We start from the raw sequence: 13,952 nt of genomic DNA on the forward strand, positions 1-13,952 counted from the left end.
AAATAGCTTTCCGCGCGCAGCAATCGATTCGTGCCTACGGTTGAGACCATGAACACTACTTTTTGCATCTTGGGTGGCGCGGGCGATTTGGCCGGCCGCCTTCTGATCCCCGGAATTGCCCAGTACCTCGAACAATATGATCGCTACGGCGTCCGCCTCCTCGGCGTAGGCAGGGAGGACGTTGACTACCCTGCGTTCGTGCGCGAGTCGCTCAGCACGGCAGGGACGGCACTTAACGACGATCGCCTGGCTGACTCTGCTTCTTTCATCGCGGGCGATGCCACTGATCCCGCAACGCTGAACACAATCGTTTCTGCTGCTGCCGATACCCGCCTGGTCCTCTATTTCGCTCTGGCACCAGCGGTGATCAAGGAAGCAGTCGACGCTCTTGCCGATGTCGATCTGCCCCAGGACACCATCCTGGCCATCGAGAAACCTTTCGGCACCAGCGCTTCCGAAGCCGATGAGCTCGACGCCGCCCTGGCCGATCTGCTGCCGGAGGAGCAGATCGTGCGCATCGACCACTTCCTCCACGAAACCCCAGTGATTAATCTGGTCGGGCTGCTGCGCACCACAGCTCCCGTTGCGAACAGCTGGAATAGTCAATCGATCGAGTCGATCACGGTGCTTTTCGACGAGGACCTCACCCTAGAGGGGCGCGCCGATTTCTACGAGTCCACCGGCGCGGCAGTAGATATGTTGCAGTCCCACCTGCTGCAGTCTTTGGCCCGGGTTCTGGCTGGCGGTGGCCCCGCCAATGAGATCTTGGACGCGATGGAGTACGTGGATGGTTCCGCCCGCCGCGCCCGCTACACGGCGGGCGAGATCGACGGTGAACGCGTGCCATCCTATGTGGACGAAGAAGGTGTGGACCCGGACAACGAAACTGAGACGCTGGCCCAGTTCCAGGTACGCGTGGATACTGAGCAGTGGCGCGATACGGTCTTTACATTGCGTTCCGGTAAAGCCATCGGCAACCCGCGCCAGGAGTTCGAAATTACCTACCGTGACCTAGATTCCAACCCTGACCAGGACGCCGACCCGGCCCGCCTGATCGTGCCTTTCAAGGATGCCCTCGCCTTAGAGGTCCCCGTCCCGGATCACGGGCGCGCCGGCGAAACCACAAATGTGACTCTGACCGCAGCGGCTGATTCCTCCGAGCTGACCCCCTACGGTCGTGTCGCCCGCGGGATCTTAAACGAGGATGATTCTGTCGGCGTGGACAAGGGCGCCCCGCAGCGTGCCTGGCGCATCATGGAACCAGTCCTTGAGGCCTTTGAGCAGGGCACCGCCCCCATGGAGGAATACCCGGCAGGCTCGCAGGGACCGGACGGCTGGCTCTAGCTAACCGCAGCGCACGATCGGCTGCGGGTCGTACACCGTGGTTTGTGTTTCACGCGAGATCTCATTGCCGGCGAGATCCCGGATGATGCGGGTGTCGCTCGTCGTAAAGCCCGGCGCGCCACCCGACGGGCTGCAGCCAGGTCCCGTCACCGTGCGTGGCTGGGGGCTGGTCTGTGCCCAGCGGCCGCCGTTGATGGATTCGACCTCGACGGTCTTTACGCCCATGAGGCGCACGGTCACACTGCCGCCACCTGTGGAGGTTTCGATGCGCACGGGGTGCTTGGAATCGTTGCGGAACACCAGGTCGATGGCGCCGTCGTAGATGGTGGCCTCACGGCCGGCCGGGTAGCGGGAGATGTAGTAGGAGTGCGGGGTGTGGGTGATGTCGGTCATGCCTGCGAAGTAGCTGGCGTTGTACAAGGTGGTGGCGAACTGGGAGATACCACCGCCCACGGCCTCGCCGGCGCGGCCATCGATGATGATGCCACTTTCCACAAACCCTTGGGCGGCACCGCGGGGGCCGGTGTAGCCGTTGAGCGAAAATGTTTCGCCCGGTCCGACGACGGCCCCGTTGACCATCTGCGCTGTCAGGGCAATGTTGTGCCCGGATGCCGCGGAGTAGCCGGAGGTGGTGAACTCGCCGACGACTTCGTCGTAGGTCGCGGATTCGGCCATCTCGGTGGTGAAGGTGGCGGGCGCATCCTCATAGGTGGCGTCCCAGGCGCGGTCGGCCTCGCCGATCACGCGGTTGGGGAAGTCTGCCATGGTGTCTTCCCAGTCAATCTGCACGCCGTCGGAGTGTGGGTTGACGGAGCCGTCGGAGTTATAGGAGGCGTTGACCATCTTCACCTCAGTGGGGGCCAGCTGCTCCTCGAAGATTGCTTGGGCTGCCTCGGTGTTCACTTGGGGCTCGATCTGGCCTTCCACGTTCGGGAAGGCAACGACCTCGCCGATGCGCTCCACGGGGATTTCGGCGGTGACGTCGTCACGTCCGGTGATGGTAAGCGGACCGGAGGTGGCTTCAGCGGCGGGTCCCTTGGCTGCGGCCTCGAGCATCTCGCTGTTGATCGCTGGCTGCACCTCTGCAGGCTCAACTTCTACCCCGTCGGGGTTGAGCCAGCCGGTGGTCACGCGCTGGTGCAGTTCCTCGCGATCGACGGTTTGGCCGAGCACGGGGTCCTGGATCTCCACGTTGCCTGCGTTGATGTGCAACGCACCATCGACGGGTTCAGCGTTGAGATCTTGCTCCACACGGTCTAGTTCGGGGGTCAGCGCGGCCTCATCGACGGTAGGGACAACGTCTACTTCCTTGGTGACAAAGAGCCCGCGCAGGCGCGTGAACGGGTTCTTCGATTCCTCGCCCGCCTGCGCCACGGTGGCATCCCAGTCGATGCCCAGCCCCGCGGCGGCGGGAATGATGTCGGAGCTCAGTTCTGCTGCGCGCACGGTCACAGGGGCGTTGGCTTCGTCGCCAAGCTCCTGCTCAAGCGTTTTCACGGCGTCCTCGTGGCTCATGCCGCCGATGTCTACGCCGCCGACAGCGGTGCCACGCGGCACGTTGTCTTGGTTCATCACCAGGTCGGCCACGTAGAGGGCCCCGAGCACGGCGAACAGGCCGACGATCACTCCAATGGTGATTTTGCCGGCCCGGTTTTTCGAAGCTGACGAACTAGTTGCACTCACAAACACTAGGTTAACGCGGTGACGTGCTTGGCTGCTAGCCGGGGCGGGCTTTATTGGCCCGTGTCTATATATTGCTGCTGCACGCGTACGGCTGCTTCGTCGATACGCGACATGGGGACCTCCCCGCTGTCCACCGCCGCGACAAGTCCCCCGATCGCTTCTTCAATATTGGCCCCGGAGGACCATAATGCTTGATCGGCGCCCGCTGCGACGGTGGCCACGACGGCTTCTGCGGTGCTCATGCGCGAGGTAATGGCTACCATGCCGGATAAATCATCGGTGACTGCAACGCCGTTGAAGGGCACCCCGCCGGGGTAGTTGCCGCTGCGCAAAAGCTCATAGGCGGCGGGGTTGATGGTGGCGGGCGTCTGACCATCACCAAGTCCCGGCACGATCATGTGCCCCATCATCACGGACGCCTGGGGCACAGCGGGAATCGCCTGGGTGTAGGGCTTCAGATCCACGTCCTTCAGTGTGTCCAAGGGCGGGGTCACCGCTGTGTCCAGGTGGGTATCGGCGCTGGCTTGGCCGTGGCCGGGGAAGTGTTTGAAGGTGGGGGTCACGCCGGCGTCGATCAGCCCCTGGGCGAAGGCGATGCCATAGTCGGCGGCGATCTGCGGGTCGTGGGAGAAAGAGCGGTCGCCGACGATCTCCAGGCCGGCGATGTCGACGTCGAGAAGCGGCGCATAATCCACCGTGACCCCTTGCGCGCGCAGGCGAGTGCCGATGTCAAAGGCCATGCCACGGACTTCCGGCGGGGTCATCTGCGCCATGATGCGCGGCGGTGGGAACTCGCCGAGGACGTTGGTGTGGCGTTGCACACGTCCGCCTTCAAAGTCGATGGCCACGGTGAATGGCCGGTCGACGATCTCCCGCAGCGCGTGAATATTGCGCCCTTCTTCAGTAAAGATCGCCGGATCAGCCCAGCTCGGGATGATCACCCCGCCCACCCCAAGGTTCAGGGCGCGCAGCGCGGAATCGAAATCCGTCACCCCGACCACCAGCAGACTCGCGGCTTTCGCGTGCAGGTCTTTCGGCACGCGCTCGCGAGGGTCCGCGGGCGCTGGCGGAGGCGGCGGCGTGGTGGGGCTTGGGCTTGAGCTGGTGCTTGTCGACGATTCCAGCGTGGTCACCGGGGTGGTCTCCTCCACTGGGGGCTGCTCAGAACTGCAACCGACCAGGCCCGCCAGGCTGGCCACGAGCACGGCAGCGACAGTGCTTCTGGCTGTGCTTCTGGCGACGTGACGATGTCGCACGGCTGGCTCCTCTCCGGTGTCACTAGGTCACTAAAGCACCCAGCCTAGTGGTTTCTGCTACAGAAAAGTTAGTGGCGGTTATGATCGGGGACCATGAACAGCTCTTCTGCACCAGCACGCCGCATGCTCATCGCCTATGACGGCACCAGCATCGCTGCTCACGCGCTGCGCCAGGCCGCCGCGCTGCTCAAAGCCGAGGCCGTCGAGATCATCACCGCGTGGGAGCCGATGACGCGCACGAATGCCCGTGCCGCCTCCATGACCGGTTCGCACCAGCCGGCCTATACCGGCGAGGACGACACCGCCTATGAGCACGCCCGCAACGTCTGCGAGGAGGGCATCGAGCTGGCCGAATCCCTGGGGCTCAGCGTGCAGGCACACATCGTGGAGCACACCGGCAATATTGCCCAGGCCATCGCGGACGCCGCCGATGAGTTGGGCGTGGACGTGATCGTGGCGGGCACCCGCGGGATTTCGGGGGTGAAAAGCTGGTTCTCCAACTCCACCGCAGCCAACGTCTTGCAGACGGCCAACTGCCCAGTTTTTGTGGTGCCGTCTTCCTCCGATGAGGATTAATCACCTGTTAGGGTGGGGTGCATGACTACTTCCACCTCTTCTCTTCCGCGTCGCACCGCTGGCCCCGTGATCGCCAGCGCTGTTGTTGGCGTTGCGCTTGGTGTGGTGGGTGTGTTGGGCATCGCTAGTTTCTCAGGCCAGTCCACCGTGCCGGAGGGCAATGCCGTCCCGGCGGATCAGGCTGTGCTGGGCGTGCCGGAATACGGTTCGCGCTCCTAGCCTCCTATGGCGCACGTTGTTGGCTGGGTCCTGCTGACTGTCCTGGCTTTTCTGCAGGACCCTGGCCGTACCGCCGCCGACACCAAGCTTGACCTCGCCTTGGATCCGGCGGGTTTTCTGGCGGGGGCGACCAGCGCCTACACCGACGAGTTCACCCTCGGCCAGATCCAGAACCAGGCCTACGGCTACCTCTTCCCGCAGGGCCTCTTCTTCCTGCTCACCGAGCCGCTTCCCGATTGGGTCGCCCAGCGCCTATGGTGGGCGATCGTCATGGGGGTGGCGTATTCCGGCACGCTCATCTTGGCCCGGCGTATTGGCCTGCAGGGTCGCGTATCGACGATCACCCCTGCCGTGCTCTATGCCTTGAGCCCACGGATTCTGACCACCCTGACGGCCATCTCTTCGGAGGCCTGGCCGGTCGCGCTAGTTCCGTGGACGCTCATTCCTTTTGCGGGTGTTCTCGCAAGCTCGAACACCCGGTTGCGGCAGGGCGCGGCCGCTATCATTCCCGTGGCGTTGATGGGCGCGGTCAACGCCACAGCCACCTTGATGGCGTGCATTCCCGCGGGGTTGCTGCTGGTGTACCGCCGCCAATGGCGTGCCCTGGCGATCTGGCTGGCCGGCTGCGCCGCAGTGTCCGCCTGGTGGATCGGGCCGCTGCTGGTGCTGGGGCGCTACTCCCCGCCATTCACGGACTTCATCGAATCATCCTTCACCACCACGCACTGGCTGAATTTCGCCGAGATCATGCGCGGCACCACCAGCTGGGCGCCGTTTGTCGACACGGAACGCACCGCCGGCTACCTCCTCATCTCAGAACCGGTGTTCGTGCTGTCCACGATGGCGGTAGCAGCCGCCGGCCTGGCCGGTCTTGCCGCCCGCCAGATGCCGTGGCGCGGCTACCTGGTCACCCTTCTCGCCCTCGGCGTGCTGCTGCTCGGCTTGGGCCAGGGCCCCTTAGGCAGTTGGTGGCAGTCGCTTCTCGACGACCCGCTGGCCCCCTTCCGCAACGTGCACAAGTTGGACCCGCTGGTCCGCCTACCCTTGGTCCTCGGAGTCGGTTATGTGCTCTCCCACGCCCGCCAGTTGCGGGTGAAAGGCCCGGCGCTGACAGCGGTGGGGTTGATCGTCGTGGCCGCCACCGCGCCTGCGTGGTCTGGTCGGCTCGCCCACCAGGGCACCTGGGAGGAGGTGCCACAGTACTGGTATGAGGCGGCTGCTTTCGTCGATAAGCATGCCCCGAATACGCGCACGCTGGTGCTGCCGTCGGCGTCTTTTGCCCGGCAGGACTGGGGGTGGACGCGCGATGAGCCGATCCAGGCACTGTCGGATACTCCTTTTGCGGTGCGCGATGCGATCCCACTGGTGGATCCGGAGGCAATCCGCGGGCTCGACGGGGTGCGGGCCGCCATCGACGAGGACCCGGCGCGTGCCGACGAGGCGCTGCGCGCGATGGGGATCGGGGCGGTGCTGGTGCGCCACGACCTCGATTCGGATCAAGAACGTGAGGAGGAACTGGAACTACCCGGCACCCCGCGCACCTTCGGCGAGGTGGACGTGTACCTGCTGGAGCCGGAGCGCGACATGATGATCACCGACGATGCCCCCGTGACGGTGACCGGCGGAGGCGAATCCTTGGCGCTGCTGGACAGCATTTATGGGTACAGCCCGCGCACGCTTGTCGACGAGGGCGCGCAGATCGTCACCGATACTCCGGCGCTGGCGGTGCGTAACTATGGCACCCTCGACGGGGCGGTGTCTGCCCACCTGCGTGACCTGGGTGAGGGCCAGGATATCCGCAACCGCGTGCCCGATTATCCTTCTGCGGGCCCACGTGTGGGGGTCACCGAAACGGGTGGCAGCGCGAGCGCGTCCTCCTCAGCTGCCGATGCCTCCTCCTTCGGCGGAGCAGATGCCTCTAAATCGCTCACCGCGGCGTTCGACGGCACCACGCGCACTGCCTGGTGGCCGCAGCTGGGCGATGAGGGCTGGATCGAATCAACCGTGGCCGACGGCGAAGTGACCATCACGGCCACCGCGACCACTACCCTGCGCGTGATCAGCGGAGACTTTGACCGCGAGATCTCCGTCTCCGGGTTCTCGCCGCGCACCGTGAGCGTGCCCGGTGACAAGGTGCGCATCGAACTGACGGAGCCGGTGGGCATCGCGGAGCTGGACACGGGAGTAGAGCGCCTGGTCACCGTGCCCGATACCTCGCCGGACGCGCAGGTCTTCCTCTTCCAACGCCTCATGCCTGAGACTTCCACGCTGCAGCGCGGCTTCACCACCCACCAGGCGGATACGTGGCAGCTGTCCGGCCCCGCGACTATCGACGGCACCGAGTACCCAGCAGGTCCCGTCGAGCTGGATGTTGGCTTCCACACCCTCACCTCCCGCGAACGTGTGCTCACCCTGGAGCGCGGGACCCCGCCGACGGCCACGTGGCAGCCTTTCGACACCACAGTCACCGCCTCCGACCAACCGCAGCGCATCCTGAGCACCCGCAGCTTCAACGAGGGCCTGCGCGCGCACGTGGGTGGGCAGGAACTCCTCCCCGAACGTATCGACGCCGGCCTCACCTCCTTCGTCGTCCCCGCCGGGGTGGGAGGCGAGGTCACCTTCAGCTTCGCCGGCCAATCCGCCTACCGGCTCAGCCTGATCGCGGGTGGTCTGCTGGGCATCGTGACGCTTGTGGTGTGCATAGTCGCCACCCGACGCATCACCCCGGAACCTGCCTGGGCCCCCACCGGGGAGGCGCCACGGATCCTGCCGGTGGCCGCCGCCGTGCTGGTCGGCGGCCTGCCCGGCGCGATCGGGGCGGTGCTCGCCTGGGCAGTTGTCCGCTTCACCGTGATTCCGCGCTGGGCACTCGCCGGCGGCGCCGCAGCGATGATGGGGCTGTGGCTGGCACGCGCGCCGTGGCCGAGTGCTGGCTACGCCGGAGACTCGGCGGCGGTGTCCGTCGCCGGTGCTGTGGTCCTCGTCGCCCTGATAGCGCGCACCAAGCGGGCGCCGGGGACTTCCACCAGCTCAAAGGAGATATAGGACACGGCAATGCTGATCGCCACGGTGGCCGCCAGCACGGGGAAGAAGCCGCCACTGAACACAGGGATGCCCAACAGCGGAAAGACAACGGCGAGCACCGCGACGTGCCATAGGAAGATGGAATACGACCACCGGCCCAGAGCCTGCATCACCGGGCTGGCCAGCACCCCGCTGTCTGAAGGCGCCAGCGCATAAGGAACCAGCACCAACGCGCAGAACAGTGTGCCCAACAACACGCGCACATTGAATTCGGCGGGGCTGGGGTGCTCCAGCCCCATCGGCCCCACGGCCTCGAGTCCGGCGAACCACGCCACCACCAGCGCAAGCACCCAGTACACCCACCGGGGGCGCAGCACGCGTTGGGCCCTCGTCGATACGCGCGGTTCAACTTCCGCGCAGATCAACCCCACCGCAAACCAGGGCACGTACGAGATCGGCCAGATCTGCAGGTTCACACCCCACGCGTCGATCGAGTCGCGCACGAAAGGCAGCCACGGCCACGCCAGCGCCAGGCACGTGCCGACGATCAACGCCGCGGCTCGCCCCCGCCGCCCCAACGCGAGGTAGGCGGGAAGCACCAGGTAGAAGGCTACTTCCACGCACAGGGACCAGAGTTGGGTCAGCCCGGCGATCAGCCCGTCCGGCACGTAGATCTGGATCATCAACAGGTTGGCCACTGCTTGGGGCCAGGTGACGTCGGCAAGTTCGGGAAGAGCGAGCAGCACCACCGTGACACACACCAGGTAGGCTGGGGCGATACGTGCGACACGTTTGGTGAAGTAATGCTGCGGTCGCCCCTGCCCCCGTGCCAGCAGAAACGCTGACAGGGCGAAAAAGACGGAGACGAAGTAGTCGAATCGGGCGAACAGGGCTGATTCGGTGCCGGTTTGGAACGCGACGTGCGTGACGACGATGCCCAGCGCCGCCACAGCCCGCAAGCCTGCAAGCTCTGGGAGGTGTCGGCGCTTCGAATTTATAAAGGCACCTGTCATAATGATTCCTTGACAAGCTTAATGGAAAGGTCTGACACGACGATGGCTGATTTTAACCAAGCACGCAACAAGCGTGGAATCACCATTTCTGCCATCGTCGTGGTGATCGGTATCCTCATCGGCAACATTATGCCGCCCATCGCCGTGTTCCTGATGAAGCTGCTTCCCAACGGCGCCCAAACAGACGCCCACTTCGTCTCTGAGGACTCGACTGTCCTCAACCTGTGGGCTCTGCTGGACCCGAACAAGGACCCCGCCGCTGCCAGCACGGCCACGTGCGTGGACCTGCCCACCCCGGGATGTACCCACTTGGAGGGCCCGGCCGAGCTCGCCCAAACCATCACCACCTCGTCCACCGATAAGTTCATGGAGACGAATGTGGATTCGCTGATGCGCGTCATCATTGGTGGCGAGCCCTACGCCGAGGTGGAGGACCACCACCGGCTGAACCGTGACTCCAACTACCCCGTCACCGAGCCTGTGGCGACGAAGCTTTTCACCATCCCTCCGCTGAACTCCGGCGTATCGGTGCCGGCACACACTCTGGAGGGGCTGCAGTATTTCTTCCCCTTTGAAACGGAGCGCCGCTCCTACCAGTACGCCGACCCGATCGTGTGGGAACTGGTGCCGCTCGATTATGTCGACCCAGTTGAGGTTAACGGGGTGCGCGCCTACAAATTCCACGCGGAGGTGCCGCCGAGCAGCTTGATTGAGTCGATCCTGGATGCCTACTCGGGCTCAGCCGCCGATGAGGCGCTGGAATCGATTGCCCGCCTGAGCCCGGTCGAACAGTTCCAGCTGGCTTTGGGCCTCGACGATGCCACGGCGGAAGGCGTGAAGGCCGTCACTGAGGGGCCAGCCGAGCGGTTCTTCTCCCCCGAAGAGATGGAGCGTTTCGAGTACGCGGAGGGTCAGCAGGTGCGCCTGCAGCCCTACTATGAGGCCACTCGCACATTTTTCGTGGAGCCAAAGACCGGCACCGTGCTGGACCATCACGTGGACGTGGATATTTTCTTTGCGGAGAACAATCTGCAGGCCCGCGCCATCTCAGAGGAAAACCTGCGCAATCCGGTCCGCACCATATTTAGCGCCGATTTCGCTTTCGACGAGGCGACACAGCAGGCCCAGCTTGATGTGGCCACCCCGCAGATGGCGCGCATCCGTGCTCTGCAGGCGGTGTCTTTGGTGGCGAACGTGACGACGATCGCCGCCCTCGTGGTGTTGGCGTGGCTGTTAGTGCGCCGGCGCCGCCACCGTGCCACACTGAACATTGATGAAGCACAAGCCTAACACCAGCACTACCGGCACTACAGGCACAGTTGTCCTGTCCGCCTGGGCAACGTTGCTGGTGGGTGCGATGACGTGGGCGCTTTTCGCCGGACCGGGCGAGTTCGCCATGCGCGACATGGTGGTCCTCGATCATCCTTTGCTCACCCACGCGTCCTTAGGGATGGGCACGTTGCCGGGTCGCAACGCCCCGCAGGATGCTGTGCTGGCCATTGTTGGCCAGGTCATCCCCGCCACGTGGTTTGTGCGTGCGCTCATGGTCGCTTCCGCTGCCGCCGGCGCTTTCGGCGCGGTTCGCCTGGCCTCGCTTTCCGACGATCCCCCCTCTCTTCTGCGCAGCGCCGCCTCCATGACCGTGGCCGTGGCCAATCCTTTTGTGGTGGAGCGACTGTTGCAGGGGCACTGGTCGCTGGTGGTGGCCGCCTGGCTGCTTCCCGTGGTGGCGTGGTTGGGTCTTTCGGCCCGTACGGGCTGGCTGATCGTGGCAGTGTGGGTCTGTTCTTTAACGCCCACGGGTGCTCTGGCGGCGGTGGCGATTGCTTTGGCTACGCATCGTCGCTGGCAGGTCTGGGTAGCGGGCGTGCTGGCGTGTGCGCCGTGGGCGGTCACCGGCCTGCTTCACGCAGGTGGCGGGACCTCCTCACGTTCCGCCGTGGAGGCTTTTGCACCGCGCGCGGAAGAACACGTGGGCACGCTCGGCGCCATTGTTGGATTGGGTGGGATCTGGAACGCGGACGCGGTGCCGGCGTCTCGTAGCTCCGGCTTCGCGATCGCCGGGGTCCTGCTTTTCCTCCTCCTGCTCTGTGCCGTGCGTCGCGTGCCGCGCCCCTTGTTGTGGTTGGCGGCAGCGGGTTTTGCCGTGGCGTTGACGGGCTGGCTGGCCCCGCAGGTTCTGGGCTGGGTGGTGGAGACCATTCCCGGCGGCGGGCTGCTGCGCGATAGCCAGAAATGGCTGATCCTGGCCATCCCCGCCTATGTCGCCGCCGCGGGGTTGCTGCCGCGCGTGCTCGCAGGCGCAGCCCTCGCGCTATGTCTGCTGCAGACCCACGACGCGCCCGCGGAGTTAGCAGTCCTGCGTCCGGTAACCGTCGCGATCCCCAACGTTGAGACCACCGGTTTCGTCGAGTTCGTCGACCGCCCCACCCTCATCGCTCGCGGCGACGGCATCCCCGTGGTCGACCCCGCCACCAAGGCATATAACGTCATCGAATCGGGTGAGCTCACGGTGGACGGGGTACTCGTCGATAAGCCTGCTGAAACCACGATCGAACCCAATGTCATCGTCTACCCCGATGGCCACGTGGAGCGCACCGACGCCCCCGCGCCGCCGACCCCCTGGCTGGGCCTTGTCCTGTTGGCCCTGTGGGCTGCTACTCCCCTGCTGGTGCTAAGCCTTCGACCAGCTCGGCGAAGCGCGCGCCCGTAGTCTCCCAGGAGAATGTGGCCGCCCACGCCCGCGCGTTCTCCCCCAGCTCACGGCGGCGCGCGGTGTTCTCGATCAACTCGCGCGTGGCGGCGATCAGTTCGCCTCGCGTATCGACGAGCACCCCCGTCACCTCATCGCGGATCGAATCACACAGGCCACCGGCATCGCGGTAGCCCACCGACGGCACCCCGTGCTGCGCTGCCTCAATCACGGCCAGGCCCCAGCCCTCCTTCGCGCTGGGCATCAGGTGCACGGCGGCGCGCGCCAGCAGGGCGTGTTTATAGTCCTCGGTGACCTGCCCGTGGAAGACCACCTTGTCGCCGAGCGGCCGCGCGTAGTCCCGCAGCTCCTCTTCCCACCAGCCGGAGCCGATTACGTCGAGCACCACGCCGTCCATGGTGGCCACGGCATCCATGGCGTCTTCGATGTGCTTGTGCGGCACCAGACGGGACAGGGTGACGATGTGGATCAGGCCATCGTCGACAAGCACGGGCAACGTGTCCGGCACGGGGTCCACCCCATTTTCGATGATCGTGATGTCGGTCGCGCGCACGCCCAGCTCGATCAGGTCATTGGCGGAGGCCTCCGACACCGTCACGTACGGCGCGCCGCGATAGACGCGCGGGGCCAGGCGGGATTCCAAGAACCAACCCAGCTTCGCGATCACCGGCCCTGCCACCGGCCATTGGTTGCGGTGGCAGTGGTGGGTGAGAAGGATCGTCGGCGCGTTGGTGAAAAGGCGGGCGAAAAAGGGGATGCCGTTTTGCGTATCGACGATCACGTCCGGCCGGTGCCTCAAGATCGCCCACAGTCCGGCCAGGTAGACGGTATATTTCCCGCCTCGCCGCCGAAAAGTGATGCCTTCGCGCTGCGACTTGTGCGGCGCGTCCGTGTGGCTGGCGGTGTGGTAGATCACCTCGTGTCCGCGCTGCGCCAGGTAGGCGCCGACGCGCTCCAGGTAGCGTTCGGAACCGCCACCCTGCGGGTGGGTGGTGTCACGCCAGCACATCAACAAGATCTTCATCAGGTCTTCGATGCTACCTTGGATGGTTGTGACCCTTTCGCGTACCCGCCGCTTCGCCACCCTCTCCCGCTCGGTTGGGCTGCTGCGCTCTTTTCGCTACGAGCAGCCGCGGCCCGACCTCTTTTACTCGGGTCTGGCGCGCGACACGGCATCGCTTATCGACGCGCTGACCGGCGATCTTTCCGGCCCCGCACTGGACGGGGCCCGAGTGCTGGATGTGGGCGGCGGGCCGGGCTATTTCGCCTCTGAGTTCGCTAGCCGGGGCGCATGGTATGTGGGCGTGGAACCGGACGCTGGGGAGATGGCGGCCGCGGGCTTAAGTGGTTTCGGGTCTGTGCGTGCCGACGGCTCCCACCTCCCCTTCGCCGACGACTGCTTTGACATCACCTATTCCTCCAACGTGGTGGAACACACCCCGGACCCGTGGGGCATGGCGGAGGAGATGCTGCGGGTGACGCGCCCGGGCGGGCTGTCCATCGTGAGTTATACGGTGTGGCTGGGGCCATTCGGCGGGCATGAAACAGGCCTGTGGCAGCACTACGTGGGTGGGGATTTTGCTCGCCGGCGCTACGAAAAGAAGCACGGCCACCCGCCGAAGAACGTGTTTGGGGAAAGTTTATTTGATGTTTCCTGCGCGGAGGGCCTGCAATGGGCGCGCGAGACGACAGGCGGCGAGTTGGTGGCCGCTTTTCCCCGCTACCACCCGTGGTGGGCGTGGTGGATGGTGCGCGTTCCTGTCCTGCGGGAGTTCGGGGTGTCGAATTTGGTCGTCGTTCTGCGCGCGTGACTTTTAGAGGGCGCCGGAGTAGATGACCTCGAGAAGATTGCTCACTACCAGCCAGAGCACGATACATAAGACGATCATGGCCGCGGCCAACCAGCCTAAGATCACGAACAGTCGGCGGCGGTCTGGGTCGCGTGCTGGGCGTGACTGCCCGGCGACATCGTCCTCGCGCGACGCGGGGTCGATCATCGGTACCTGGTCCATTGCCGGGGCCACCTTTCTTTATCGTTTAACTAAGCACAAGATCAACCACAAAGCCTTAACCTTTATATAGGTTATCCTACAGCAAGGCGTCTTGAAAAGCCCTACAAGCACG

Annotated in this window: 12 protein-coding genes; 7 read left to right on the top strand and 5 right to left on the bottom strand. The window is 65.0% G+C overall.

The features are described 5' to 3' along the window. Positions 1 to 48: 48 nt before the first annotated feature. Positions 49 to 1,344: a hypothetical protein gene (locus tag B097_RS0109590; protein ID WP_018582308.1), complete on the top strand. Its 1,296-nt coding sequence runs from the start codon at positions 49 to 51 to the stop codon at positions 1,342 to 1,344. On the opposite strand, the gene B097_RS0109595 is transcribed toward B097_RS0109590, so the two are convergent. Continuing rightward, entirely contained in the window at positions 1,345 to 2,970 is a 1,626-nt protein-coding gene (locus B097_RS0109595; protein ID WP_018582309.1) for a VanW family protein, read from the bottom strand. Positions 2,971 to 3,077: 107 nt separating this feature from the next. Next, positions 3,078 to 4,283, bottom strand: coding sequence for a glycoside hydrolase family 3 N-terminal domain-containing protein (locus B097_RS0109600; RefSeq protein WP_048402620.1), 1,206 nt, complete (start codon positions 4,281 to 4,283; stop codon positions 3,078 to 3,080). 93 nt (positions 4,284 to 4,376) lie between these two features. Between B097_RS0109600 and B097_RS0109605 the strand changes: the two genes are divergently transcribed. Genes B097_RS0109605 through B097_RS0109615 form a run of 3 tightly spaced genes read left to right on the top strand, consistent with a single transcriptional unit; the run spans position 4,377 to position 8,123 of the window. Then, complete coding sequence (locus B097_RS0109605; RefSeq protein WP_018582311.1) at positions 4,377 to 4,859, top strand: universal stress protein; 483 nt, start codon at positions 4,377 to 4,379, stop codon at positions 4,857 to 4,859. 21 nt (positions 4,860 to 4,880) lie between these two features. Then, positions 4,881 to 5,078 (top strand): DUF2613 domain-containing protein, encoded by a 198-nt coding sequence (locus B097_RS0109610; protein ID WP_018582312.1) that lies wholly within the window; start codon positions 4,881 to 4,883, stop codon positions 5,076 to 5,078. Positions 5,079 to 5,084: 6 nt separating this feature from the next. Then, positions 5,085 to 8,123: an alpha-(1->3)-arabinofuranosyltransferase domain-containing protein gene (locus B097_RS0109615; protein WP_018582313.1), complete on the top strand. Its 3,039-nt coding sequence runs from the start codon at positions 5,085 to 5,087 to the stop codon at positions 8,121 to 8,123. Here B097_RS0109615 and B097_RS13345 read toward each other — a convergent pair. Next, entirely contained in the window at positions 8,012 to 9,115 is a 1,104-nt protein-coding gene (locus tag B097_RS13345; RefSeq protein WP_081618045.1) for an acyltransferase family protein, read from the bottom strand. The two genes, B097_RS0109615 and B097_RS13345, sit on opposite strands and share 112 nt — an antisense overlap. Positions 9,116 to 9,157: 42 nt before the next feature. Between B097_RS13345 and B097_RS0109630 the strand changes: the two genes are divergently transcribed. After that, positions 9,158 to 10,405 carry a porin PorA family protein gene (locus B097_RS0109630; protein ID WP_018582316.1) on the top strand — a complete coding sequence of 416 codons (1,248 nt, stop codon included), beginning with the start codon at positions 9,158 to 9,160 and terminating at the stop codon, positions 10,403 to 10,405. Continuing rightward, a complete protein-coding gene (locus B097_RS0109635; protein WP_018582317.1) occupies positions 10,389 to 11,828 on the top strand; it encodes an MmpA family trehalose lipid delivery protein in 1,440 nt (479 codons plus the stop codon). The genes B097_RS0109630 and B097_RS0109635 overlap by 17 nt, the downstream gene beginning before the upstream one ends. On the opposite strand, the gene B097_RS0109640 is transcribed toward B097_RS0109635, so the two are convergent. Next, positions 11,773 to 12,852 (bottom strand): glycosyltransferase family 4 protein, encoded by a 1,080-nt coding sequence (locus B097_RS0109640; RefSeq protein ID WP_018582318.1) that lies wholly within the window; start codon positions 12,850 to 12,852, stop codon positions 11,773 to 11,775. The genes B097_RS0109635 and B097_RS0109640 overlap by 56 nt on opposite strands. A 22-nt stretch (positions 12,853 to 12,874) precedes the next feature. On the opposite strand from B097_RS0109640, the gene B097_RS0109645 reads away from it, so the two are divergent. Continuing rightward, a complete protein-coding gene (locus B097_RS0109645) occupies positions 12,875 to 13,639 on the top strand; it encodes a class I SAM-dependent methyltransferase (RefSeq protein ID WP_018582319.1) in 765 nt (254 codons plus the stop codon). A 3-nt stretch (positions 13,640 to 13,642) separates the two neighbouring features. Here B097_RS0109645 and B097_RS0109650 read toward each other — a convergent pair whose 3' ends face one another. Then, positions 13,643 to 13,840 carry a hypothetical protein gene (locus B097_RS0109650; RefSeq protein WP_018582320.1) on the bottom strand — a complete coding sequence of 66 codons (198 nt, stop codon included), beginning with the start codon at positions 13,838 to 13,840 and terminating at the stop codon, positions 13,643 to 13,645. Positions 13,841 to 13,952: the final 112 nt, after the last annotated feature.

The sequence above is a fragment of the Corynebacterium pilosum DSM 20521 = CIP 103422 genome (assembly GCF_000373805.1).
In the GTDB taxonomy this organism is placed as follows: Bacteria; Actinomycetota; Actinomycetes; order Mycobacteriales; family Mycobacteriaceae; genus Corynebacterium; species Corynebacterium pilosum.